This is a genomic window from Bradyrhizobium sp. CIR48 (assembly GCF_014198315.1).
Classification (GTDB): domain Bacteria; phylum Pseudomonadota; class Alphaproteobacteria; order Rhizobiales; family Xanthobacteraceae; genus Bradyrhizobium.
In genome coordinates, this window is the sequence record NZ_JACIHG010000001.1 from 1189238 (window position 1) to 1213312 (window position 24075).

General features: G+C 64.7%; 20 protein-coding genes and 3 tRNA genes. 15 read left to right on the forward strand and 8 right to left on the reverse strand.

What is annotated here, in order from left to right; translation table 11 throughout:
- The first annotated feature begins 128 nt into the window (after positions 1-128).
- The 4 genes from GGD66_RS05790 to pepT all read left to right on the forward strand — a co-directional run bounded on the left by GGD66_RS05790 (position 129) and on the right by pepT (position 2455).
- Positions 129-332: a hypothetical protein gene (locus GGD66_RS05790; RefSeq protein ID WP_018320134.1), complete on the forward strand. Its 204-nt coding sequence runs from the start codon at positions 129-131 to the stop codon at positions 330-332.
- Positions 333-492: 160 nt separating this feature from the next.
- Positions 493-569: transfer RNA gene (locus tag GGD66_RS05795), tRNA-Asp, on the forward strand.
- Between the two features lie 203 nt (positions 570-772).
- Complete coding sequence (locus GGD66_RS05800; protein ID WP_018320133.1) at positions 773-1102, forward strand: HU family DNA-binding protein; 330 nt, start codon at positions 773-775, stop codon at positions 1100-1102.
- Positions 1103-1204: 102 nt separating this feature from the next.
- The gene (gene pepT, locus GGD66_RS05805) at positions 1205-2455 is read left to right on the forward strand and encodes a peptidase T (protein ID WP_092257337.1); all 1251 of its coding nucleotides are present in this window, start codon (positions 1205-1207) and stop codon (positions 2453-2455) included.
- Positions 2456-2516: 61 nt separating this feature from the next.
- Here pepT and GGD66_RS05810 read toward each other — a convergent pair whose 3' ends face one another.
- The gene (locus GGD66_RS05810; RefSeq protein WP_018320131.1) at positions 2517-3404 is read right to left on the reverse strand and encodes a hypothetical protein; all 888 of its coding nucleotides are present in this window, start codon (positions 3402-3404) and stop codon (positions 2517-2519) included.
- A 350-nt stretch (positions 3405-3754) separates the two neighbouring features.
- Here GGD66_RS05810 and GGD66_RS05815 point away from each other — a divergent pair, with 350 nt between their 5' ends.
- The 6 genes from GGD66_RS05815 (at position 3755) to GGD66_RS05840 (ending at position 10936) form a co-directional block, all read left to right on the forward strand.
- Positions 3755-3976, forward strand: a complete 222-nt coding sequence (locus GGD66_RS05815; RefSeq protein ID WP_018320129.1) for a hypothetical protein — start codon at positions 3755-3757, stop codon at positions 3974-3976.
- 121 nt (positions 3977-4097) lie between these two features.
- Positions 4098-4460, forward strand: a complete 363-nt coding sequence (locus GGD66_RS05820) for a hypothetical protein (protein WP_183257063.1) — start codon at positions 4098-4100, stop codon at positions 4458-4460.
- 54 nt (positions 4461-4514) lie between these two features.
- Positions 4515-5789 (forward strand): divalent metal ion exporter subunit IhpA, encoded by a 1275-nt coding sequence (gene ihpA / locus GGD66_RS05825; protein WP_092257350.1) that lies wholly within the window; start codon positions 4515-4517, stop codon positions 5787-5789.
- The gene (gene ihpB, locus GGD66_RS05830) at positions 5786-6760 is read left to right on the forward strand and encodes a divalent metal ion exporter adaptor subunit IhpB (RefSeq protein WP_183257064.1); all 975 of its coding nucleotides are present in this window, start codon (positions 5786-5788) and stop codon (positions 6758-6760) included. Before ihpA ends, ihpB begins: the two co-directional genes overlap by 4 nt.
- Positions 6753-9971: an efflux RND transporter permease subunit gene (locus GGD66_RS05835; protein ID WP_183257065.1), complete on the forward strand. Its 3219-nt coding sequence runs from the start codon at positions 6753-6755 to the stop codon at positions 9969-9971. The genes ihpB and GGD66_RS05835 overlap by 8 nt, the downstream gene beginning before the upstream one ends.
- 2 nt (positions 9972-9973) lie before the next feature.
- Complete coding sequence (locus tag GGD66_RS05840; RefSeq protein WP_183257066.1) at positions 9974-10936, forward strand: cation diffusion facilitator family transporter; 963 nt, start codon at positions 9974-9976, stop codon at positions 10934-10936.
- 205 nt (positions 10937-11141) lie between these two features.
- On the opposite strand, the gene GGD66_RS05845 is transcribed toward GGD66_RS05840, so the two are convergent.
- Complete coding sequence (locus GGD66_RS05845; protein WP_183257162.1) at positions 11142-12002, reverse strand: class I SAM-dependent methyltransferase; 861 nt, start codon at positions 12000-12002, stop codon at positions 11142-11144.
- Between the two features lie 371 nt (positions 12003-12373).
- Between GGD66_RS05845 and GGD66_RS05850 the strand changes: the two genes are divergently transcribed.
- From GGD66_RS05850 to GGD66_RS05860, 3 genes are all read left to right on the forward strand, one after another.
- Complete coding sequence (locus GGD66_RS05850) at positions 12374-14230, forward strand: caspase family protein (RefSeq protein ID WP_183257067.1); 1857 nt, start codon at positions 12374-12376, stop codon at positions 14228-14230.
- A gap of 145 nt (positions 14231-14375) precedes the next feature.
- A complete protein-coding gene (locus GGD66_RS05855) occupies positions 14376-14738 on the forward strand; it encodes a hypothetical protein (protein ID WP_018320121.1) in 363 nt (120 codons plus the stop codon).
- Positions 14739-14856: 118 nt separating this feature from the next.
- Positions 14857-14933: transfer RNA gene (locus GGD66_RS05860), tRNA-Val, on the forward strand.
- 99 nt (positions 14934-15032) lie between these two features.
- Here GGD66_RS05860 and GGD66_RS05865 read toward each other — a convergent pair.
- The 3 genes from GGD66_RS05865 to clpX form a co-directional block, all read right to left on the reverse strand.
- A complete protein-coding gene (locus GGD66_RS05865) occupies positions 15033-15437 on the reverse strand; it encodes a GFA family protein (RefSeq protein WP_092257367.1) in 405 nt (134 codons plus the stop codon).
- A gap of 72 nt (positions 15438-15509) precedes the next feature.
- The gene (gene lon, locus GGD66_RS05870) at positions 15510-17933 is read right to left on the reverse strand and encodes an endopeptidase La (protein WP_018320119.1); all 2424 of its coding nucleotides are present in this window, start codon (positions 17931-17933) and stop codon (positions 15510-15512) included.
- 326 nt (positions 17934-18259) lie between these two features.
- Entirely contained in the window at positions 18260-19531 is a 1272-nt protein-coding gene (gene clpX / locus GGD66_RS05875; protein ID WP_018320118.1) for an ATP-dependent Clp protease ATP-binding subunit ClpX, read from the reverse strand.
- A gap of 178 nt (positions 19532-19709) precedes the next feature.
- On the opposite strand from clpX, the gene GGD66_RS05880 reads away from it, so the two are divergent.
- On the forward strand, positions 19710-19931 hold the full coding sequence (locus GGD66_RS05880) for a hypothetical protein (RefSeq protein WP_143109056.1): 222 nt from the start codon (positions 19710-19712) through the stop codon (positions 19929-19931).
- Between the two features lie 68 nt (positions 19932-19999).
- On the opposite strand, the gene GGD66_RS05885 is transcribed toward GGD66_RS05880, so the two are convergent.
- The 3 genes from GGD66_RS05885 to GGD66_RS05895 all read right to left on the reverse strand — a co-directional run bounded on the left by GGD66_RS05885 (position 20000) and on the right by GGD66_RS05895 (position 22559).
- Complete coding sequence (locus GGD66_RS05885; protein WP_183257068.1) at positions 20000-20635, reverse strand: ATP-dependent Clp protease proteolytic subunit; 636 nt, start codon at positions 20633-20635, stop codon at positions 20000-20002.
- Positions 20636-20940: 305 nt separating this feature from the next.
- Positions 20941-22302 (reverse strand): trigger factor, encoded by a 1362-nt coding sequence (gene tig / locus GGD66_RS05890; protein ID WP_092257370.1) that lies wholly within the window; start codon positions 22300-22302, stop codon positions 20941-20943.
- A 172-nt stretch (positions 22303-22474) separates the two neighbouring features.
- A tRNA-Leu gene (locus GGD66_RS05895) sits at positions 22475-22559 on the reverse strand.
- 154 nt (positions 22560-22713) lie between these two features.
- Between GGD66_RS05895 and GGD66_RS05900 the strand changes: the two genes are divergently transcribed.
- Entirely contained in the window at positions 22714-24042 is a 1329-nt protein-coding gene (locus GGD66_RS05900; protein ID WP_183257069.1) for a multicopper oxidase family protein, read from the forward strand.
- Positions 24043-24075 lie beyond the last annotated feature (33 nt).

Here is a 24075-nt window from a genome sequence, read left to right on the forward strand (position 1 = left end):
GCCCGCCCGGCAAAACCAGCCGGGCGGCGAGATGAAACCATTTTGCGGAACCCGCGAAACCATCCGGAAACAGATGGTCCTTAAGACATGAGCCTACAGACGGCGGCAAAGCCCGTCGGGAGGCTCAGATGAACCACTCAATTCACTCTGCTGATCGTGCGACCCACCTGAAGATCGTGGTGGTGGCGCTGGTGGCTGGCATCACAGTGGCGGCCTTCGGCATCGCAGCCCGCACCAATGCCGATTACAGTCAGACCGCCCAGTCCACCCACGTCATCAAGGCCGGCAAGCCGGTGGTGGTGACGAGCGCGGGCACGTCCGAGATTCGCTGATACGTCCTCTTCCGGGCTGACCGATGGCCGCCTCCGGGCGGCCTTTTTCGTTTTCCAGAGCAATGCTTAGCCGAGTTGCACCGGTGAAGCGCAACGTCCTTGACTTCACTCAGCCCCGCCTTTAATTCCCCCCTCGTTCCGCGCGCATCGAGCGAACCACGCGGGAGTAGCTCAGTTGGTTAGAGCGCCGGCCTGTCACGCCGGAGGTCGCGGGTTCGAGCCCCGTCTCTCGCGCCATTTTGGCAATCCCTTCATAGTCTTAGCTTGAACTTCTAGACTTCCGCCGCATCTGCGCCGGCGATTGCCTGCCGCTGGCGGGAACTCTCGGCATAGTCAGCCCGCGCCCGAATCATCTACGTCTCAAAGGACTTAGAGGGATCCCCACCCATTCTCGGCTTTTCCAGGGATACCCTGTCATTGGACAACCGAGGAGGCCAGTCATGGCTAAGAAGGATCCGGCCAAGAAGGATTCGACAAAGAAGGCAGCCGCTCCCGCCACCATTACGCTCAAGCACCTCGCCGCCGATATCGCCGAGAGCCAGGAGCTGTCGAAAAAGCGCGCCGAGGCGGTCCTGACCGACATGGTCGATTTGATCGCCAAGCACCTTAGGAAGGGCGACCGGGTCCGCATCGTCGGGCTCGGCATCCTCCAGGTCCGCAAGCGCGCCGCCCGCACCGGCCGCAATCCCGCCACCGGCGAGCCGATCCACATCAAGGCCAGCAAGAAGGTTACCTTCCGTCCGGTCAAGGAACTGAAAGAGGCAATCTGAGGCTACCCTTCGTTAAGCCTGATCCCACCTCCTTCCTGCCGCAACGCGGCCCGCTTTTCTGGTATACCGGCTGCTTCCCTGACCCCGGCGGTTTGACCAGAAATGTCCTCCCTCACCTTTTCGCATACCGTGACCGAGCGCTTCCTGCGCTACGTCACCATCGACACCCAGTCCGATCCGGAATCCCCTCGCTCGCCCTCGACCGAGAAGCAGAAGGATCTCGGCCGCGTGCTCGCCGCCGAGCTCAAGGCCATGGGCGTCGCCGACGCGCATCTCGACGATTACGGCTACGTCTACGGAACGATCCCGGCCACCACGGACAAGAAGGTGCCGGTGATCTGCTTCTGCTCGCACATGGACACTTCGCCCGACGTCACCGGCAAGGACGTCAAGCCGCAAGTTCTGAAGAACTATCGCGGCGGTGACATCACCCTGCCAGGCGATGCCAGCCAGGTGATCCGCTTCACTGAGCACCCTGCGCTGAAGAACCAGATCGGCAACGACATCATCACCACCGACGGCACCACGCTGCTGGGCGCCGACAACAAGGCGGGCGTTGCCGAGATCATGGATGCCGCGCACTTCTTCATCAACAACCCCGATGTGAAGCACGGCACCATCAAGATCCTGTTCACGCCGGACGAGGAGATCGGCCGCGGCGTCGACAATGTCGATCTGAAGAAGCTCGGCGCCGATTTCGGTTACACCATGGACGGCGAAAGCGCCGGCTGCGTCGAGGACGAGACCTTCTCGGCCGACGGCGCCACCATCACCATCAACGGCGTCAGCGCCCATCCCGGCTACGCCAAGGGCAAGATGGAGCACGCGATCAAGATCGCGGCCGCCATCGTCGAACGGCTGCCGAAGGAAGGCTGCTCGCCGGAGACGACCTCGGGCAAGCAGGGCTTTTTGCATCCGATCGGCATCGAGGGCGCGCTGGAGCAGGCAAGACTCTCTTTCATCGTCCGCGACTTCACCGAGGAAGGACTGAAGGAGAAGGAGGTCCTGCTCGAGACCATCGTCAAGGACGTGATGAAAGACTATCCGCGCTCGACCTACACGTTCGAGGTGCGGGAGCAGTACCGCAACATGAAGCAGGTGATCGACCGTCACCCGCACGTGCTCGAATACGCCATCGAGGCGATCCGCCGCGCCGGCCTGCGCCCGATGCGCACCGCGATCCGCGGCGGCACCGACGGCTCGCGCCTGTCCTTCATGGGCCTGCCCTGCCCCAACATCTTTGCCGGCGAGCACGCGTTTCATTCGCGGCTCGAATGGGTCAGCCGGCAGGACATGGAAAAGGCCGTGCAGACCATCGTGCATCTGGCGATGATCTGGGAGGAGAAGGCCTGACGCCCCCCATGGTTATGCATGCCGAAATGGCCGGGCTTGCCGCTCGGCCATTGCTTTGGAGCTACGGCACCGGCATTGCGCGCGGATTGCGATGGAAGCGATTTGAGCTCGCCATCCAATTCGGCAATGGTTCTCCATCGCGGTGTCGTCCGCCGGCCACCGCCGCCGCCCACGCCACCGCGGCACCGATCAGGGTCGCGGCCGCGACCGAGAACGCCACGATGATCGAGTTGCGCCGCGCACGGTTGATGGCGGTCTTGGAGTCCGCGATCAGCGCATCGACCCGCCGTTCGGCGTCGGGGGCCTGCAGCCCCGTCAGACCAGCAACCTGCTGCACCAGATAGGCTCGGTCGTCGGTGCTGACTCCGCTATGGCTGGACGACGTCATCAGAATCCGTCCCGCCTCAGCGCGTGCCTCCCTCAGATCGATGTTTGGGGCGCGACGCGGCGCGCGGAACAGCTTGTCGAGCTCATAGCTGAGCAGCGGCTCGGCCGCGGACGTATTGCTTGCCGAGCTGCGCATCGGCGAACGGTCGATCGCGGCAGCGCCGAGCAGCGCGAGCAGAGCCGCGCCAGCCAGCACGGCCAGGGCCCAGGAGGTCAGCCCGTGCAGGCCGTCCCGTCGTTCGCCATCGTCTTCGATCGTCGCCAGCGCGGGCGCCGGTCGCGTCGTCCGGCCGGCGATGTAGCCGCCGAAGCCGAAGCTGATGATCGCCTGGATGATCAGGTACAGCCCGGACAGCAGCGCCAGCGCCGCCGAGGCATCGCGCCATGTCGGCGAGGCTGAACTGACACCCAGGCCGACCGCGACGCCAAAGCCGATCAGGATGAACGACATTGCACCGGCGGCGAGAGCGCCTGCGAACACCGAGCTCCACTGGATGGTCCGGCGGTTGTCGGACGCCGCCCCGCCGCCCTCCATCATGTCTTCCCGTACGAGCGTTTCCATTGCCGTTCTCTCAGCGCAGGCCGAAGAACGACAGGATCGCCATGATCACGACGATCAGGCCGATCAGATAAATCAGTCCGTCCATAGTCCCATCCTCCTCAAACATTCCTGATCGCTAATCGGGACGAATGAGGAACGTTCCTAATTCGGCATCGAAGTGCGGAACGAACCGGCCCGATGCGCATTGTCTGCTCAAGTCCCAAGGATGAAGATTGTGAGCACGAAGGCCTCAGCCGGTCAGCCCCGGGCTGGGGCCTTCCTTTTGCGTTTCCTGTCCTATGTTAACGACGCCGGCTCTGCGATCATGAAGGATGCCACCGGGGCGGAACCTCCGGATCGGGGAGAGCCGCGTGGACCGCAGAACGGCGTGCCTTCATCAGGCAGATGCATTTCGGGAAAAGGCGATCGCCGATCCCGAACAGCACGACAGATGGATCGATGAAGCCATCAAATGGCTGGAGCGGGCGATGGAAGCCGGCCGTTGCGCAATCGTCCCGGCCGAGGACGGCGACACCGGCGATGTTCCAGAAGCGGCAGCCGACGCTCAACTGGGCCTGATCACGCGCCAATGAGAAGCGCTGGTATTTGCGGCCAGCACTGCGGCAATTCTTCAAGGGACGTAACAATGTTGCGGGTCGACACTGTTCCCGCCCCCATGCTAGGCCGGCCACAGACCGCAACCAGAGTGACGTCGTGCCCGCGAACCGCCAGCCCTCAGGAACTTGCCGCCGGCGCAATTGGCGCGGGCTCCTGTCTGTGCTGATCGCGGTCGTCTATCTGCTCGCGGGCGCGCTGCATGGCTCGCACGACATCGACGTCACCACGCCCGGCGGCGGCTCGGAGATCGCCGCGGTCCTTGATGGCCCTACGGGCCATGGTGACCACAAGGCCATCGGCGGACATCATTGCCATGGCTGCTTCTCGCTGACCGTGACACAGCCGGCGCCTGCGACCGCATCGGTCGCGCTTGCAGCTGCATCGAGCCCGCAGCATGCGCCCCGGCTCGCCGGAATTACCCCCGATACCGATTCTCCGCCTCCCAAACATATTGCCTGAACGGATTGGTCGGGCGTCCGCGCCCATTAGGTTCATCCTTCACAGGTCGGTTTTATGTTTCGCAGGAGAATGGCCGCGCGCCTGGCGTGCGCGGTGGCGTGTCTGATTGCCGGATCGGCGATTGCGCCATCGCACGCCCAGACTTTGACGATGCGAAGCGCGCTGTCGCGCGCGCTGGCCGCGAGCCCACGGCTGACGGCGGCGGAGCGCGACGTCGGCATCGCCACGGGCCAACGGATCCAGGCCGGCGCCCTGTTCAATCCGGAGCTGTCTTACGAGCAGGACGATTCATTCGGTTCCGGCAAGTACCGCGGGACGCGATCGGCCGAGACCACGCTCCAGATCAGCCAGGCCTTCGAGCTGTTCGGCAAGCGCGACGCGCGGATCGCCGCCGGCGCGGCCGGTATCGAGGTCGCCGCGATCCAGCGCAAGGCGGTCAGGCTGGAGGTGCTGTCGGAGACTGCGATCGCCTTCCTCAGCGTGCTCGGCGCGCAGCGGCGCATCCAGATCCTCGACGAGCAGATTGCCGCGATCGACCGCTTGACGCCGCTCTTGCGCCGTCGCGTCGAGGCCGGCGCCTCCTCGCCGGCCGAGACCGGCCGCGCTGAAGTCGCCTCCGCTTTGGTGAAGGCCGACCGCGAGCGCTTCAAGGCAACGCTGGCCAGCGCCCGGCGCGAGCTTGCGGTGCTGATGGGCGAGGCATCCGCGAAATTCGGCGAGGTCTCCGGCCGGCTCGACACCATGGGCAAGCCGCCAACGTTCCAGTCGGTGGTCGCCGCCATCGACGCCAATCCGCAGCTGGTGCGCTGGACCGCGGTCTTCGCCCAGCGCAATGCCGAGCTCTTGCTGGCGCGGCTCAAGCCCTATCCGGACGTGCGGATCGCGGCCGGATGGCGTCACTATAACGAGACCAATGACGATGCGGTGCGGCTCTCCCTCTCGGTGCCGATCCCCGTGTTCGACCAGAACCAGGGCAATATCCTCTCGGCGCAGGAAAGCCTCGCCAAGACCAAGGCCGAGCGCGAGGCCAACCGCAACGCGCTGATCGTGATTGCCGGCCGCGCCTACGACTCGCTCCAGGGCTCGCTGCGCGAGCTCGCGGTGCTGCGCGAGACCGCGATCCCCAAGGCCGTCGAGGCGTCCGAGGCGATCTCGCAAGGCTACGGCCAGGGCCGCTTCACCCTGCTCGAGGTGCTCGACGCGCAGGCGAGCGTCACCCAGGCGCGGCTGCGCGAGCAGGAGGCGCTTCAGAATTTCCACGCAGGCGTTGCGACCATCGAAGGCCTCGTCGGCAATCCCTTCACGCTGGCGCGGGAGAGCGCACGATGAAGACGTCCTCCACCATTCTCGTCGCCATCGTTGCCGCCGCGCTCGGCGCTTACGGCTATTCCGTGCTCGCGCCGGCCACGCCCGCGTATACCGAGCACACTGAGCATTCCGAAAAGAAGCCGAACGACCATGTCGAGCAGGATGAGCACGGCGCCGACCGCATCCGCATCTCCGACGTCAAGCTGGCAGCCGCAGGCGTCACGCTGGCCGAAGCCGCGAGCGCGACCCTGACCGACACGCTCGCCTTCAACGGCATTCTGCGCGCCAACCAGGAAGCCGTGGTGCAGGTGACGCCGCGCTTTCCGGGCCTCGCCAAATCGATCCAGAAGCGCATCGGCGACAAGGTCGGCAAGGACGATCTGCTCGCCGCGATCGAGAGCAACCAGAGCCTCACCGTCTACGAGCTGAAGGCGCCTATAGCCGGAACCATCATCGAGCGGCAGATCTCGCTCGGCGAATACGCCTCCGAGCAGAAGCCGGCCTTCGTCGTCGCCGACCTCTCCACCATCTGGGTCGACCTGTCGATCTACCGGCAGGACCTCCGGCGCGTCCACCTCAACGACGAGGTGCTGATCGATCCCGACGATGGCCGCGGCGAAATCAAGGGCACGATCTCCTACATGGCGCCGATCGGCTCGAGCGAGACCCAGACCGCGCTTGCACGCGTGGTGCTGCAAAATCCGGACGGCCGCCTGCGGCCCGGCCTGTTCGTCACGGCACGGCTGATCCTCGCCGCACGCAACGTCGCGGTCGCCGTGCGCCGCAGCGCGATCCAGACGCTGGAGAACCGGACCATCGTGTTCGTCCGCGAGGACGGCGACAAGATCGAGGCACGCCCGGTCGAAACAGGCGATTCCGATCTGCGCCATGTCGAGATCAAGGCGGGCCTGTCGGCCGGCGAGCACTACGTTGCCGAGAACAGCTTCGTCGTGAAGGCGGAGATGGGCAAGGGTGAGGCCGAACATGATTGAGCGCCTGATCGCCGTCTCGCTGCATCAGCGCTGGCTGATCCTGCTGTTCGCGCTCGGCGCCATCGCTTTCGGGACCTGGAATTTCCAGCGCCTCCCGATCGACGCGGTGCCTGACATCACCAACGTCCAGGTCCAGATCAACACCCGCGCGCCCGGCTATTCGCCGCTCGAAACCGAGCAGCGCATCACCTTCCCGGTCGAGACCGCGATGGGCGGCCTGCCCAAGCTCGACTACACCCGCTCGCTGTCGCGCTACGGCCTCAGCCAGGTGACGGTCGTCTTCAAGGACGGCACCGACATCTTTTTCGCCCGCCAGCTCGTCGGCGAACGCATCCAGCAGGTCAAGGACCAGCTGCCGGCCGGCGTCGAGGTCGCGATGGGTCCGGTCTCGACCGGGCTCGGCGAGATCTTCATGTACACCGTCGAAGCGAAAGCGGGCGCCAAGACGCAAAGCGGTCACGACTATTCGTTGACCGATTTGCGCACGGTGCAGGACTGGATCATCAAGCCGCAGCTTCGCAACGTGCCAGGGGTGATCGAGGTCAACACCATCGGCGGCTTCGAGCGGCAATTCCACGTGCTGCCGGACCCGGGCAAGCTGATGGCCTACCGGCTCGGCTTTCGCGACGTCATGACGGCGCTCGCCGCCAACAACGCCAATGTCGGCGCCGGCTATATCGAGCGCAACGGCGAGCAATATCTGGTTCGTTCGCCGGGCCAGGTCGGCAATATCAGCGAAATTCAGAACATCGTCATCGGCTCGCGCGGCGGCAATCCCGTCCGGATCAGGGACGTCGCGACCGTCACGGAAGGCCGCGATCTGCGCACGGGCGCCGCGACGCGCGATGGCGAGGAGACCGTGCTCGGCACCGCCATGCTGCTGATCGGCGAGAACAGCCGCACCGTGGCCCGCCGCGTCGCGACCCGTCTGGAGGACATCGCCAAATCGCTGCCCGATGGCGTCGTAACGCGAACCGTCTATGACCGCACCGATCTGGTCGAAGCCACCATCCGCACGGTCAAGAACAACCTCCTCGAGGGCGCGGCGCTGGTGGTGGCCGTGCTGTTCCTGATCCTCGGCAACATCCGCGCCGCGCTCGTGGTGGCCTGCGTCATTCCGCTGTCCATGGCGATGACGATCACCGGCATGGTCGAGACAAAGGTCAGCGCGAACCTGATGAGCCTCGGGGCGATCGACTTCGGTATCATCGTCGACGGTGCCGTGATCATCGTCGAGAATTGCCTGCGCATGCTGGCCGCGGCCCAACGCGAGAAAGGCGGCCTGCTCACGACCTCCGAGCGGCTGCGCGCGATCCTGCGCGGGTCGAGCGAGGTGATCAAGCCGAGCCTGTTCGGAACGCTGATCATCGCCGTGGTCTATCTGCCCGTGCTGACGCTGACGGGCGTCGAGGGCAAGATGTTCACGCCGATGGCGTTGACCGTGCTGATGGCGCTGGGCGCAGCCGTGCTGTTCTCGATCACCTTCGTGCCGGCGGCCGTAGCCATCTTCGTCACCGGCAAGGTGTCCGAGCACGAAAACCTGTTCATGCGGATCGCCAAGCGCGCCTATCTCCCCCTGCTACGCTTTGCCGTCGACAACCGGCTCGCGGTCGCCGTCATGGCTGCATTCATCGTGGTGGCAAGCGGCATCGCCGCTTCGCGGATGGGCGGCGAGTTCATTCCAAGCCTGGACGAAGGCGACGTGGCGCTGGCCTCGATCCGGATTCCCGGCACCAGTCTGACGCAATCGCTGGACCTGCAGAAGGCGCTGGAAAAGCGCATCACGCAGATTCCGGAGGTGAAGGAGTTCTTCACCCGCATCGGCACCGCCGAGATTGCCACCGACCCGATGTCACCGGCGCAGACCGACGGCTACATCATGCTGAAGCCGCGCAGCGAATGGCCCGACCCGGAGAAATCGAAATCGGAGGTGATCGAAGCCATCGACAAGGCCGCCGACGACATTCCCGGCAGCGCCTATGAGATCTCCCAGCCGATCCAGTTCCGCGTCAACGAGCTGATCTCGGGGGTGCGCAGCGACGTCGGCGTCAAGATCTTCGGCGACGACCTCGACATCCTGCAGGGCGCAGCCAAGCAGGTCGAGGCCGCGATCCGCGGCATCCGGGGCGCCAGCGACGTCAAGATCGAGCAGGTCGCAGGGCTTCCGATCCTCACCGTCCGTCTCGATCGCCAGGCGCTCGCCCGCTACGGCCTCAGCGTCGGTGAGGTGCAGGGCATCGTCGAGATCGCGGTCGGCGGCAAATCGGCCGGCAAGCTGTTCGAGGGCGATCGCCGCTTCGACATCGTGGTTCGCCTGCCGGAGCATTTGCGTGGCAATCTCGAGGCGATCCGGGCGATCCCGATCCCGCTGCCGCCCGGCGAGGACGCAGCAACCGGCACGGCCGTTCGCACCGCGCTGTCCGCCTCCCCGCTCACCCAGATGCGCTATGTGCCGCTGTCGTCGGTCGCAACCGTCGATGCGACGCCCGGCCCGAACCAGATCAGCCGCGAGAACGGCAAGCGGCGCATCGTCGTCACCGCCAATGTCCGCGCGCGCGACCTCGGCTCCTTCGTCACCGAAGCCGAGACGGCCGTCGCCGAGAAGGTCAAGCTACCTCCGGGCTACTGGATCGGCTGGGGCGGCCAATTCGAGCAATTGGTCTCCGCGACAAAACGACTGATGATCGTGGTGCCGGTGGCGCTTCTGCTGGTGTTCCTGCTGCTGTTCATGGGCATGGGATCGGCGGCGGACGCGGCGCTGGTGTTTTCCGGCGTGCCGCTGGCGCTGACCGGCGGCGTCGCCGCGCTCTTGCTGCGCGGCATTCCCCTGTCCATCAGCGCCGGTGTCGGCTTCATCGCGCTGTCGGGCGTCGCCGTCCTCAACGGCCTCGTCATCATCGCCTTCATCGAGCGGCTGCGCAGCGAGGGGCGGCCCCTCGTGGAGGCCGTGCGCGAAGGCGCGTTGACGCGGCTGCGTCCGGTGCTGATGACGGCGCTGGTCGCCTCGCTCGGCTTCGTGCCGATGGCGCTTGCGACCGGTGCCGGCGCCGAGGTGCAGCGGCCGCTGGCGACGGTGGTGATCGGCGGCATCATCTCCTCGACCGTGCTGACATTGCTGGTGCTGCCGGCGCTCTACGTGCTGTTCCGCCGTGACGCCGCAAACGAAACGCCTACAATGGCGCCTGATTTGGCGACGTCCGGGGAGCGCTAGAATTGGGCAGCCACGACCATCACGGTCATCACCACCATGATCATGGCGACCATGGTCATGGTCACGACCACGGTCACGGCCATGTCCATGCCCCCGCCAATTTCGGCAAGGCATTCGCGCTCGGTATCACGCTCAACACCGCGCTGGTCGTGGCCGAGGCGGTCTACGGCTATCTCGGCAACTCCACCGCCCTGCTCGCGGACGCCGGCCATAATCTGTCCGACGTCCTCGGTCTGGTCGTGGCCTGGGGCGCCTCGATCGCGGCACGGCGCGCGCCGAGCGGCCGCTTCACCTACGGTTTTCGCGCCTCCACCATCTTGGCGGCGCTGGCCAACGCGGTGTTCCTGCTGGTCGCGACCGGCGCAATCGGCTGGGAGGCGATCCTGCGCCTGCGCGAGCCGGAGCCGGTCGCGGGCGTCACCGTGATGGTGGTCGCCGGCATCGGCATCCTCATCAATGGTTTTACCGCCCTGCTGTTCGCAAGCGGCCGCAAGGACGATATCAACATCGAAGGCGCCTATCTGCACATGGCCGCCGACGCTGCGGTCTCGCTCGGCGTCGTGGTCTCGGCCGCGCTGATCATCTGGACCGGCTGGCTCTGGCTCGACCCCGTCACCAGCCTCGCCATCTGCGCCACCATCCTGTGGAGCACGACGAGCCTTTTGCGCGGCTCCATCGACATGTCGATGGCGGCCGCGCCCAAGGGCACCGACCTCGCCGCGATCAGAGCCTTCCTGCTCGCGCGTCCCGGCGTGTCGGCGATCCATGATCTCCACGTCTGGCCGATCTCGACCACCGAGACGGCGCTGACCTGCCACCTCGTCATGCCCGCTGGGGCCGGCGATGCCTTCCTGATGGAGACGGCGCAGCTCCTGAAGGCGACCCATCGCATCGGCCACACCACGCTTCAGATCGAGACCCATCCGGACAATGGCTGCGCGCTGGCGCCGGATGATGTGGTGTGAGAGGGGTGCGTAGCCGCTCCAGTCTCCGCTGTCGTCCTGGACAAACGAAGCGCAATCCGGGATCCGTAACCACAGTGCGTGGTTTGGCGAAGACTCTGAGTGACCAGCTTCGCGCCAAAGTTCTCCCTGCGTTATGGGTTCACGCGCGCGGGAACGACACGGAGTGTGTGGCAGTACGCCACACGACGTCGCGAGGCGGCGAATCCTACCCCGCCTTCGCGGTCACGATCCAGATCGCGCCCTGCAGCGAAACCGATTGCCCCTTCAGGAACGGCGCGAGCATCTCGCGGATCGACGCCTTCGCGGCTGCGTACGTCTCCGGCGGATGTCCCTGCAGCGCGCGGCTGGCGGGGCCGATCTGCAAGGCGCCATCAACCGCGGCATCGAGGCCGCCGCCGATCGCCACATCCATAGCCAGATTGCGCGGCTCCATCGCCATGTCGACGAAACCCGCTCCTTTCAGGATGCGCATCACGCGCTCTTCCGAGGCGAAAGCGAACGGGCCCGGCTCCTCCGGCCCGACCGGCGGCATCTTCGGCACGTGTTTGTAGACCGCCATCAGCGGCGCCATCATCCACGGATTTTCCTTCGGCTCGCGCCAGCATACGAAGGCGAGCCGCCCGGTCGGCTTCAGCGCGCGCCGCAAGTTGGTGAAGGAGGCAATGGGATCGGCAAAGAACATCACGCCGAAGCGCGAGGCCAAGAGATCGAAGCTCGCCGGCTCGAACCGATGCACGGTGGCGTCGGCCAGCACGAAATCGAGCGGCAGGCCCTTTGGCGCAAACGCGCGCGCCTGTGACAGCATCGGCTCGGACACGTCGAGGCCGAGCGCGAACCCATCGGGCGCCACCGCTTGGGCGAACGCGAACGTCGTCGCGCCGGAGCCGCAGCCGACATCGAGAACGCGCTCACCGGGCCTTGGCTTGGCGCGGTCGATCAGCGCGTCGGCAATCGGTCCGAGCAGGCTCTCCTGCGCCGCGTGGCGATCGGCCCAGCGCTGGCCGCTCGGGCCGTTCCAATAGGCGATCTGGTCGGCGTTTTGCTCGTGGCCGCTTGGCTGCTGCATGGTGTTCCCGGTCATTCCCATTCGCGATGCCCATCCCGTCGCGGTTTTGCAACCACTCAGGGGCGATACCACGTCGGGATGGCGGGCGCACCCTTCAAGGAGTTAAGGCTGGTCGCGCTCCGGGCCCGGAATTACGAGATTACGCTGGTCGAACGGTCCTGGCTGATGCGTCGCGCTTGCCGCAGACAAGCCCGGCAGACATGTCGGTAGATGAGATCGAGCAGAGCACACATTGGCCAACCCTCCGTTGTGACTTGCGGGCGGACATTGGCCGATGCCGGTACGGGCGCCTGTGATGTTCGTCACATTAGGCGCCTTTGCCTCCAGGGCACACTGCGACTACTCTGATCACATTGCGATTTGGGGCTGCAATGGGCGCGATTCGGATTTTTCTATTTTTTCTGACGATATTCTGCCTGGGCTGCGGATCGGCGCACGCTGAAAAGCGCGTCGCCTTGGTGATGGGCAATTCCGCCTACAAGAGCGCGCCTCGGTTGACCAACCCGGTCAACGATGCCTCGGCGGTCGGCGGCATGTTGAAGAAGGCCGGGTTCGACCTCGTCGACATCAAGCTCGATCTCAACGCTGCCGAGATGCGGCGCGCGCTGCGCGACTTCGGTGGCAAAGCGCGTGAGGCCGACGTCGCCGTCGTCTACTATGCCGGCCACGGCATCGAGCTCGACGGCACCAACTATCTGATCCCCACCGATGCCACGCTCGAGACCGACAGCGACGTCCTCGACGAGACGCTGCCGCTGGACCGCGCGCTGTTCGCGGTCGAACCGGCCAAGCAGCTCCGCCTCGTCATCCTCGATGCCTGCCGCGACAATCCCTTTGCCAAGACCATGAAGCGCACGATCGCCGCGCGCGCCATCGGCCGCGGCCTTGCCAAGGTCGAGCCGACCAGCCCGAACACCATGATCGCCTTCGCCGCCAAGGCCGGCTCGACGGCCTCGGACGGCGACTCCAAGAACAGCCCGTTTGCCGCAGCCCTGGTGGAGCGGCTGCCGACGCCGGGGCTCGACCTGCGCAAGGCGTTCGGCTTCGTCCGTGACGACGTGCTCAAGAGCACCGGTTACAAGCAGGAGCCCTATGTCTACGGCTCGCTCGGCGGCGACGACATGCCGCTGATCGCGGCGAAGCCTGTCGTCGCCGGGCCCCAAGCAAATCCCGATAGCGAGATTCGGCGCGACTACGAATTGGCGCTTCAGCTTGGGACACGCGACGGATGGACCGCCTTCCTCAACCGCTTTCCGAGCGGCTTCTATACCGATCTCGCCAAAGGCCAGTTGAACAAGATCGCCGCCGAGGAAACCCGTGCGACCACGGCAGACAAGGCCCGGCAGGCGGAAGAGGAGAAGGCCCGCCTCGCCGCCGAGCGCGCCAACAAGGCCGAACAGGAGAAGGCGGCAGCCGCGGCCAAGGCGGCCGAGGAGAAGCGTCTCGCTGCCGAGAAGGCCAAGCAGATCGAGGAGGCCAAGGCCGCGGCTGCGGAGCAACGACGGAAGGACGCCGAGGCGGCAGTCGCGAAGGCAATGGCCGAAAAGCAAGCCGCGGAGAAGGCGCTCGCCGAGAAGCTGGCGAACGACAAGGCCGCCGCCGAGACGGCCGCAAAGCTGGCCGCGGAGAAACAGGCCTCTGCCAGCGCGGACCAGAAGGTCGCAGCGATAGCGCCCTCTTCGACCCCGCCGACAATGTCGCCGCAGGAAACGACGAAGCTGGTTCAGTCGGAGCTGCGCCGCGTCGGCTGTCTCTCCGCCTCCGCGGATGGCGACTGGAACGCTTCGTCTCAACGTTCGCTGACGCTGTTCAACAAATACGCCGGCACGAAGTTCGATGCCAAGCTCGCGAGCTTCGATGCGCTGGATGCGATCAAGGCTAAGCCGGGACGCGTCTGCCCGCTGGTCTGCGACCATGGCTTCAAGGCCGATGGCGATGCCTGCGTGAAGATCACCTGTCGCGCTGGCTACCGCGTCAATGACGACAACGAATGCGAGAAGGTGCAGGACAAGAAGCCGGTCGCCAAGCGCGACGACGCGCCCGCACGGGACACGGAACGCAAGAAGACCGAAGCTGCTCCGTCCAAACCGCAATCGAGCGGGCAGATCGTGTGCGGACAGGCCGGCTGCCGTCCGGTCCGGCCCGGCTGCCGCCTCGAAGGCAATTCGCCGGCGCTCTTTGCGAAGGGGAATATGGGCGGATACACAAACGTGGAAGTCTGCAACTGAGTTTCGCTTTGGGCTCCGGACCCGACGTAGCCGGTCTCATCCGCGCGCATTACGGCCGCATTGGTTTCACCGAATGGCCACATCGGAATCAGATGCCAACCAGATTTCGTCGATAGGTTTCGCCATTCCTCAAACTGGAAAAGGCATGACCATGCGCAGCTTCACGGCATCCGTCATCGTTGCAGCTCTCTGTCTCGGAACACCGGCTCTGGTGCAGGCACAGGGCGCATCGTCGCAACCGGGCGCGGAACAGCCGTCCACGCAGTCCAGCACGGAAATCCGGAGCATACAGGTTGTGGACGTCAAGGAATTGCAGCCGGCCGTGCGCGCGAAGGTCGATGAACTCGTGGCGCACACAAGCGACAAGGACATCCAGTCGCTCCGGCAGTCCATCGACGCCACACCGCAAGCAGCCTCCGTGCTCAAGGCCAAGGGCTTGAGCTCGTCACAAGTCGTCGCGATCAACATCGCCGATGGTGTCCTGACGATGTTCACCAAGACAGCCTGACAATCAGGCGGGGTTCCGGGCCGAGGCGTTGCGCAGCGGCGGCGAGCACGATCGCCGCCTCCTCGGGCGCGCTCGGCCCTTGCTCCGACACCCGCCGAGGCGCTAAAGAGGCGCCGTGGGGCGGTTAGCTCAGCTGGTTAGAGCATCTCGTTTACACCGAGAGGGTCCGCGGTTCGAATCCGTGACCGCCCACCAGCCTTCGCCCGCTTCGCGAGCTTCGGCTCGGCAGGCCGGCATTGGTGCTCGTGGTGAAGGCGGGCTCTGAGCCGCGAGCTTCGGCTCGGCAAGCCAACCTCAATCCTGCGGCCTCCCCGGCAGCAGCGGCACCGCGTCGATCCACACCGCCGCCGACTGGCACCAGATCTGCCTGACGGGGCGCAATTTGTCGCGCTGACGGATAGAGCCCCAACGGATGCCCCAATCATCGGCCTGGTCGCCCTCGCCGCTGGTGAACAGCGGGGAACCGCAATCGGCACAGAAGTGCTGGAAGCGCATCCGGCCGTTGTCGCCGCGCTTGCCGTAGATCTTGGGTGTGCCGCCGGTCAGGCGGACATCAGCGCCGGCACAGACGGCGGTCACCCGGAACGGCGAGCCGGTCAGCGTCTGGCAATCGGTGCAGTGACAGACCGAGACGGCCTCCGGATCGACCTCTGCCTCAAAGGTGATTGTCCCGCAATGGCATTGCCCGTCGACCTGCATCGGCCTCCTCCCCCTGCCCCCAAAACAAAAACGGCGCCCGAAGGCGCCGTTCTATCATCTTTTCGCTGAGCCTCAGTGAGCGGTCAGGCCGCCGGCGGCTTCATCGCCGTCCGGCTTCACCGTCACCTTGGTGTCCTCTTCCCAGACGATCGGCACCGGCTTCTTCACCAGCGCCTTGGCGACGACATCGTCGAGGCGCGAGACCGGGATGATCTCCATGCCGCCCTTGATCGCATCGGAAATCTCCGTGAGATCCTTGGCGTTGTCCTCGGGGATCAGCACCGTCTTGATGCCGCCGCGGGCCGCAGCCAGCAGCTTCTCCTTGAGGCCGCCGATCGGCAGCACCCGGCCGCGCAGCGTGATCTCGCCGGTCATCGCGACATCGTGGCGGACCGGGATGCCGGTCATGACCGAGATGATCGCGGTGGCCATGGCGACGCCCGCGGACGGACCGTCCTTCGGCGTCGCGCCCTCCGGCACGTGCACGTGGATGTCGCGGCGATCGAACATCGGCGGCTCGATGCCGTAATTGATCGCGCGCGAGCGGACGTAGGACGCCGCCGCCGAGATCGACTCCTTCATCACGTCACGTAGATTGCCCGTGACCGTCATCTTGCCCTTGCCGGGCATCATGACGCCTTCGATGGTCAGCAACTCGCCGCCGACATCGGTCCAGGCAAGGCCGGTGACGATGCCGACCTGCGGCTCGCTCTCGATCTCGCCGAAGCGGTACTTCGGCACGCCGAGCAACTCTTCCAGAGTCTTCTCGGTGACCTTGACCGACTTCTTCTTGGAGATCATCAGTTCCTTCACCGCCTTGCGGGCGAGTGTGGAGAGCTCACGCTCCAGGTTACGCACGCCCGCTTCGCGGGTGTAGCGGCGGATCAGAAGCAGCAGCGCGTCGTCGTCGATCGAGAACTCCTTGGAGTCCAGGCCGTGCTTGGACACCGCGTTCGGGATCAGATGCTTGCGCGCGATCTCGACCTTCTCGTTCTCGGTGTAGCCGGCGATCCGGATGATCTCCATGCGGTCCATCAGCGGGCCTGGAATATTGAGCGTATTCGCGGTCGTGATGAACATCACGTTGGACAGATCGTAGTCGACCTCGAGATAGTGGTCGTTGAAGGTCCCGTTCTGCTCGGGGTCGAGGACCTCGAGTAGAGCCGAGGACGGATCGCCGCGGAAATCGGCGCCCATCTTGTCGATCTCGTCCAGCAGGAACAGCGGATTGGACGACTTCGCCTTGCGCATCGACTGGATGATCTTGCCGGGCATCGAGCCGATATAGGTGCGGCGGTGACCGCGGATCTCGGCCTCGTCACGCACGCCGCCAAGCGAGACGCGCACGAACTCACGCCCCGTCGCCTTCGCGATCGACTTGCCGAGCGAGGTCTTGCCGACGCCGGGAGGACCGACGAGGCACAGGATCGGGCCCGTGAGCTTGTTGGCGCGCGACTGCACCGCCAGGTACTCGACGATACGTTCCTTGACCTTCTCCAGCCCGTAGTGATCGGAGTCCAGGATGGCTTGCGCCGCTTCCAGATCCTTCTTCACCTTGGACTTCTTGTTCCACGGGATCGACAGCAGCCAATCCAGATAGTTGCGCACGACGGTCGCTTCCGCGGACATCGGCGACATCTGGCGCAGCTTCTTCAATTCATGCTGCGCCTTCTCGCGCGCTTCCTTGGAGAGCTTGGTCTTGGCGATCTTCTCTTCGAGATCGGCGAGCTCGTCGCGACCGTCGTCGTCGCCGAGTTCCTTCTGGATCGCCTTCATCTGCTCGTTGAGATAATACTCGCGCTGGGTCTTCTCCATCTGGCGCTTGACGCGTGAGCGGATGCGCTTCTCGACCTGCAGCACCGAGATCTCGCTCTCCATCAGACCCAGCACCTTCTCCAGGCGCGTGGTGACGGACAGAGTCTCCAGGATACCCTGGCGATCGGCGATCTTGACCGCGAGATGCGAGGCAACGGTGTCGGCGAGCTTGGCGAAATCGGTGATCGCCTGCACGACGCCGACGACCTCGGCCGAGATCTTCTTGTTGAGCTTCACATAGCTCTCGAAGTCGGACACGACCGAGCGCGCCAGCGCTTCCGCCTCGACCGACTTCGCATCGGTATCGGCCAGCGCAATGGCGGTCGCTTCGTAATAGTCGGCGCGATCGGTGTATTTCTGCACGCGCGCACGCTCGAGCCCTTCGACCAGCACCTTCACGGTGCCGTCGGGAAGCTTCAAGAGCTGCAGCACGCTGGCAAGCGTACCGGTCTCGTAAATGGCGTCGGGCGCCGGATCATCGTCGGACGCGTTCTTCTGCGTCGCGAGCATGATCAGCGCGTCGTTCTTCATCACCTCTTCGAGCGCGCGGATCGACTTCTCGCGACCGACGAAGAGCGGAACGATCATGTGCGGGAAGACGACGATGTCGCGCAGCGGCAGCACGGGATAGGCGTGCGTTTCGCCATGAACGATGGTTGGCCGGGGTTTTGGATTAGTCATGGCCTTTTCCTTTTGCTTTGCCCCCTTGCACGCAGCCCGCCATGCTCATGCGCAACCGCCACAAGGTGCCGAGGTGATCCGCAAAACCGATCGGTCCGTTTATCGCGTTGGACCGGCTCGCCGGATCGGAACTGAGGCGAATCTGGAAGAGAATTTTCGCTCGCCGCCGACATTAGGTGGCTATCGACCCGGGGGGTGTCAAGTCATTGAAAAACGCGCGCCATCAGGCGCTTACGCAACGCGGTAAGCGACGCAACACCGGCTGCGGAGATACATTTCCGCAGCCCAGTTTGAGGATACAATTGGAGCGTTCCAGCGCCGAAAGATCAGGCGCTGGCGTTCTCGACGGCGCGATCGGACCGATCGGCGTAGATGTAGAGCGGACGCGCCGTTCCTTCCACGACTTCGCGCGAAATCACGACCTCTTCCACACCTTCCAGGCCCGGCAGATCGAACATGGTCTCGAGCAGGATCGCCTCGAGGATCGAACGAAGGCCCCGCGCACCGGTCTTGCGCTCGATCGCCTTGCGGGCAACCGCGCCAAGCGCCTCGTCGGCGAAGGTCAGCTCGATGTTCTCCATCTCGAACAGCCGCTGGTACTGTTTCACCAGCGCGTTCTTCGGCTCGGTGAGGATCTTCTTCAGCGAGGTCTCATCGAGGTCCTCGAGCGTCGCCACGACCGGCAGACGGCCGACGAACTCGGGGATGAGGCCGTACTTCAGGAGGTCTTCAGGCTCGACGTGACGGAAGATCTCGCCGGTACGGCGGTCTTCCGGCGCCATCACCTGGGCCGCGAAGCCGATCGAGGTCGACCGTCCGCGCGCCGAGATGATCTTCTCGAGGCCGGCGAAGGCACCGCCGCAGATGAACAGGATGTTGGTGGTATCCACCTGCAGGAATTCCTGCTGCGGATGCTTGCGGCCGCCCTGCGGCGGGACCGAAGCCACCGTACCTTCCATGATCTTGAGCAGCGCCTGCTGCACGCCCTCACCCGACACGTCGCGCGTGATCGAGGGATTGTCGGACTTGCGGCTGATCTTGTCGATTTCGTCGATGTAGACGATGCCGCGCTGGGCGCGCTCGACGTTGTAGTCGGCGGCCTGGAGCAGCTTCAGGATGATGTTCTCGACGTCCTCGCCGACATAGCCGGCCTCGGTCAGCGTCGTCGCATCGGCCATGGTGAACGGCACGTCCAGGATGCGGGCGAGCGTCTGCGCGAGCAGCGTCTTACCCGAGCCGGTCGGACCGATCAGCAGGATGTTCGACTTCGCGAGCTCGACGTCGTTGTGCTTGGTCTGGTGGTTGAGGCGCTTGTAGTGGTTGTGCACCGCGACCGACAGGACCTTCTTCGCATGGCTCTGGCCGATCACGTAGTCGTCCAGGACCTTGCAGATTTCCTTCGGCGTCGGAATGCCGTCGCGCGACTTGACCAGCGAGGATTTGTTTTCCTCGCGGATGATGTCCATGCAGAGCTCGACGCACTCGTCGCAGATGAAGACCGTGGGACCCGCGATCAGTTTGCGGACTTCGTGCTGGCTCTTGCCGCAGAACGAGCAATATAGCGTGTTCTTGGAGTCGCTCGTGCCGACCTTACTCATTCATGTCTCCGTCCGCGGTTCGATCCCGTTCCGCTCGATCGCTCCATTCCGACACGGTGGTCGGCATGAAGCTTAAGTAGAGCAAATTCCGTACCAAAAAAGACCCTACGCGTTACATCCCGTGCGAATCACGGTCACTCGATTCTCCGCGATCATAGCCGATCAATCGTAGCCAACCATGCTGTCACCCGACTATCAAGAATTCGCTAATCGGGGGTCGCCGGCTACCCGTGACAATACCGTGATTTCCGGTCTTGGCACGGGCGAAGTGATCGAAATCACCCCGGCGTTGCTGGATTACCACGAAAAACAAGCACGAAAGCGGAACTTTCTGCTTGTCGCAGGGCGCAAATACCGTTTTGCGACGCGCGCACGCGTCCATAGCGTGAACGCCAACTGACAGTATGAGGCGATCCCAAGGAGTTGCCCAAGGGCCTGACAAGGGATCGCCGCAGAGCCCCAGTAGTGCTACGGGGCCTTCGCCGCCGCCGGTTCCTCGGCACGCTTGTCGATGACCTTGTCGACCAGGCCGAACTCCTTGGCGTCGCTTGCGGTCAGGAACTTGTCGCGTTCCAGCGCGTCCTCAATCGCCTTGTAGGTCTGGCCGGTGTGCTTCACGTAGATCTCGTTGAGCCGCTTCTTCAGGTTCAGGATTTCCTGCGCGTGCAGCATGATGTCGGTGGCCTGGCCCTGGAAGCCGCCGGAGGGTTGATGCACCATGATGCGCGCGTTCGGCAGCGAGAAGCGCATGTCCTTCTCGCCGGCGGCGAGCAGCAGCGAGCCCATCGAGGCCGCCTGCCCCGTGCACAGCGTCGAGACCGGCGGGCGGATGAACTGCATGGTGTCGTAGATCGCAAGGCCCGACGTCACCACGCCGCCCGGCGAATTGATGTACATCGAGATTTCCTTCTTCGGATTTTCCGCCTCGAGGAACAACAGCTGTGCGACGACCAGCGTCGACATGCCATCCTCGACCGGACCGGTCAGGAAGATGATGCGCTCCTTCAAGAGGCGCGAGAAGATGTCGTAGGCGCGCTCGCCACGGTTGGTCTGCTCGACCACCATGGGCACGAGGTTCATGTAGGTTTCAACCGGATCGCGCATGAGTCACCTAGGGTTTTTAAGAGGCGGACATCGCCAGGCTTGACTGCCAGTTTGAGCTGGATCTGCTGAAGGCCGATGGACGTCCCGTGATGCAGGAACTTGGTAGAGGTAGAAGGCGTACCGACAGATATAGCCCAATTCGCGCCTGACAAGTGCGGAGCGCATTAAGGCTTAATCCGTCGGGCAGTTGAAGCTGATTCGCACAAAGAGGCCCAGCCGGCCATCTGGCTAGCTGGGCCTCTTCGCTGATCATCCTTAATGGATGGCTGCCTCAGAGCCCCATTCCGATGGTATCGGAACGGGCCTCAGGCCGCGGTCTTTTCCGCTTCGTCGTCCTTGTAGAGGTCCTCGCGCGAGACCTTCTTCTCGGTCACGTTGGCGAGCTCGAGGATGAAGTCGACGACCTTGTCCTCATAGATCGGTGCACGGAGCTGGGCCAACGCCTGGGCGTTGCTGCGGTAATAGTCCCAGACCTCCTTCTCGCGGCCGGGCATCGAGCGGGCGCGCTCGATCACGGCGCGGCCGACCTCGTCGTCGGTCACGGTGATCTTGTTCTTCTCGCCGATCTCGGAGAGCACGAGACCGAGCCGCACGCGGCGGTCGGCGATCTTGCGGTACTCCTCCTTGGCCTTGTCTTCAGTGGTGTCCTCGTCGGCAAAGGTCTTGCCGGCGGAGTCCATCTCGGCCTTGACCGAGTTCCACATCAGATTGAACTCCTCGTCGACCAGCGAGGGCGGCGCCTCGAAGCGATGGGCTTCGTCGAGGCGGTCGAGCAGCGCGCGCTTGACGCGCTGGCGCGTCGCGCCGGCGAACTCGACGTTCAGACGCTCGCGCGCGGCTTCCTTGAGCTTGTCCAGCGATTCCAGGCCAAGCGTCTTGGCGAACTCGTCGTCGATCGCGATGTCCTGCGGCGCCTCGATCGAGGTCGCGGTGGTCTCGAACTCGGCCGGCTGGCCGGCGAGCTTGTCGTTCATGTAGTTCTTCGGGAACGACACCTTCAGCGTGCGGGTCTCGCCCGCGCCGATGCCGATCAGTTGCTCCTCGAAGCCGGGAATGAAGGTGTTGGAGCCGATCACGACCTGGATGCCTTCGCCGGTGCCGCCCTCGAAGACTTCGCCGTTGATGGAGCCCTTGAAGTTGATGGTGACGCGGTCGCCGGAGGCGGCCTTTTCGCCCTCGGCCTTCGCGGCATAGCCGCGGTTGGTGTCGGCGATGCGCTTGATCGCCTCGTCGACATCGGCGTCGGTGACGTCGGCGACGGGCTTCTCGACCTGGAAGGACTTGAAGTCGGCGAGCGCGATCGCCGGCACCACCTCGATCGCAACCGTGTAGGTCAGATCGGTCTTGCCGCTCAGCAGCTCCTCGACCTCGGCCTGCTCGCTCGGCATGGTGATCTTGGGCTCGGTCGCAAGGCGGAAGCCGCGCTCGGAGAACAGCTGCGTGTTGGTGTCGCGGATGGTCTGGTCGATGGTCTCGGCCATCACCGAGCGGCCGTAGACCTTCTTCAGGTGAGCAACCGGCACCTTGCCGGGACGGAAGCCGTTGATGCGGACCTTGTCCTTGAGGTCAACGAGCTTGGCACCAGCCTTGGCGTCGAGATCAGACGCGGGAACGCTGATCTTGAACTCGTGCTTCAAACCTTCCGAGAGGGTCTCTGTGACCTGCATGGCGTCCAATCTTCTTCTCGTTCGGTCCCGGCGCGCATGCATCGGGACGCTGTCATCAATCGATCCAGCGCGAGGCAAACGCCTCAACGCCGGTGCTTCATCGAACCGGCTCCCGGCGGACAAACTCCGCGCGAAAGCAGGTCTCGTAATCCGTGCAAACGCGATAAGCGCTTGGTGCGGGCGGAGGGACTCGAACCCCCACAACTTTCGTCACTGGAACCTAAATCCAGCGCGTCTACCAGTTCCGCCACGCCCGCGTGAATTTGCATCCAAACCGGCCGCGATGCCGCGGGCGGCCGGGCTTATAACATGTGCCTGACTGTTCGCAGCAAAAAAATGGCCCGATGGAGGCAGGCTTTACGTAGGCACGATGGCTGGACTTATCCAGCGTGGCGTGGTCCGGATCGGCCCATGAAAACGCGGTTCTTTGACCCGACCCGACGTGAGCTTTTGGCCGGCCTTGCCGCCGGGCTTGGCACCGGCCTTGGCACCTCGGCGGCCGGGTTGGTCGCCAGCAGTGCCGCGCCGGCCCTGACCGCCCAGCTTTCCCTTCAGGCAAGGCCGCAAACCCTGGCTCTCAGGCCGGGTCAGCCCGCTACACCAATCTGGGAGCTGGCCGCCGTAAGCCACCTCGGAAACGTCCGTCTCAAGCGCGGAGATCGCTGCGAGGTGGTGTTTCGCAACGACCTGCCTGTCCCGCTTGCCCCAACCTGGTACGGCCTCAATGGCCCAGCCGCGGCCGACCCGCTGCGCGGGCGCGCGCCCGCCCCGCCGGGGACGACCGAAACCTCAATTATTTCAGTACCAAGCGCGGGAACCCTGCTGGCGGACTTCCGCCTGTTCGAGGACGTCCTGACGCGGCCTGCGCGCCCGCTTCCGGTCATCGCGCAGGAGGCAAACACGGGCATCGTCGATCGCGACGAGGTCCTGCTGATCGAGGAGTGGCGGCTGCGGTCAGACGGCACCGCACTCCCCCCGGGACGCGCTCCAAAGGACGCGACGCCGCTCTATACGCTTAATGGACAGACTTCATTTGAACTCTCAGCTGCAGCTGGTGAGCGTTTGCGGCTGCGCTTTATCAACGGCTCCCAACGCACTGTTCTGGCGATCAAATTAGAAAACCACGACGTCCGGGTGATGGCCCTGGACGGACAACCAGCCGAACCGTTTCCGGCGCGCAATGGCGCTCTGATCCTGGCCCCGGGCGGGCGTGCCGATGCCATCGTGGATGCGGCCAGCTCGGCCCCGATTCTGCTCCATGACGGCAAGGAGGCGCATCCGATCGGCTCGCTTGCCGTCTCCGGCAGGCTGGAGCGCCGCGCGCCGCTGTTGCCGCCGCAGGCGCTCCCTTCCAACGACCTGCCCGACAAGCTCGATCTCAGAGGCGCCCTGCGGTTCGATGTCGCGCTCGGCGCAGCCGATGCTGGGTGGGCACGGTGTGCCGACTTCTCCAGATCCTCCGCCCCGGCCTTCCGCGCTAAGCCCGGCCGCACCGTCGTGCTGGCCCTCAAGAACCCCGGCCCAATGTCGACCGTCTTCCATCTGCACGGCCACCACTTCCGCCTGCTCGACAAGCTCGACGACGGCTGGAAGCCCTACTGGCTCGACACGCTCGCGGTCGAGCCCGGCCAGACCCAGCGCATCGCCTTCGCGGCGACCGCATCCGGACAATGGCTGCTCGAATCCGTCGTCACGGACTGGGCCGCGCCGCGGCTGGTGCGCTGGTATGGGGTGGAGTGAGCTAAGCGCACTCAACGCTCGGCTCCGTAGGGT

Coding starts and splice junctions, on each gene's coding strand:
- GGD66_RS05855 (WP_018320121.1), top strand. CDS start 14,376: ATGACCATGCGCAGCTTCACGGCATCCGTCATCGTTGCAGCTCTCTGT.
- GGD66_RS05865 (WP_092257367.1), bottom strand. CDS start 15,437: ATGCAGGTCGACGGGCAATGCCATTGCGGGACAATCACCTTTGAGGCA.
- tig (WP_092257370.1), bottom strand. CDS start 22,302: ATGCAGGTCACAGAGACCCTCTCGGAAGGTTTGAAGCACGAGTTCAAG.
- GGD66_RS05880 (WP_143109056.1), top strand. CDS start 19,710: ATGCTGTCACCCGACTATCAAGAATTCGCTAATCGGGGGTCGCCGGCT.
- lon (WP_018320119.1), bottom strand. CDS start 17,933: ATGACTAATCCAAAACCCCGGCCAACCATCGTTCATGGCGAAACGCAC.
- GGD66_RS05900 (WP_183257069.1), top strand. CDS start 22,714: ATGAAAACGCGGTTCTTTGACCCGACCCGACGTGAGCTTTTGGCCGGC.
- pepT (WP_092257337.1), top strand. CDS start 1,205: ATGTCCTCCCTCACCTTTTCGCATACCGTGACCGAGCGCTTCCTGCGC.
- clpX (WP_018320118.1), bottom strand. CDS start 19,531: ATGAGTAAGGTCGGCACGAGCGACTCCAAGAACACGCTATATTGCTCG.
- GGD66_RS05835 (WP_183257065.1), top strand. CDS start 6,753: ATGATTGAGCGCCTGATCGCCGTCTCGCTGCATCAGCGCTGGCTGATC.
- GGD66_RS05845 (WP_183257162.1), bottom strand. CDS start 12,002: ATGCAGCAGCCAAGCGGCCACGAGCAAAACGCCGACCAGATCGCCTAT.
- GGD66_RS05885 (WP_183257068.1), bottom strand. CDS start 20,635: ATGCGCGATCCGGTTGAAACCTACATGAACCTCGTGCCCATGGTGGTC.
- ihpA (WP_092257350.1), top strand. CDS start 4,515: ATGTTTCGCAGGAGAATGGCCGCGCGCCTGGCGTGCGCGGTGGCGTGT.
- ihpB (WP_183257064.1), top strand. CDS start 5,786: ATGAAGACGTCCTCCACCATTCTCGTCGCCATCGTTGCCGCCGCGCTC.
- GGD66_RS05800 (WP_018320133.1), top strand. CDS start 773: ATGGCTAAGAAGGATCCGGCCAAGAAGGATTCGACAAAGAAGGCAGCC.
- GGD66_RS05790 (WP_018320134.1), top strand. CDS start 129: ATGAACCACTCAATTCACTCTGCTGATCGTGCGACCCACCTGAAGATC.
- GGD66_RS05810 (WP_018320131.1), bottom strand. CDS start 3,404: ATGGAAACGCTCGTACGGGAAGACATGATGGAGGGCGGCGGGGCGGCG.
- GGD66_RS05850 (WP_183257067.1), top strand. CDS start 12,374: ATGGGCGCGATTCGGATTTTTCTATTTTTTCTGACGATATTCTGCCTG.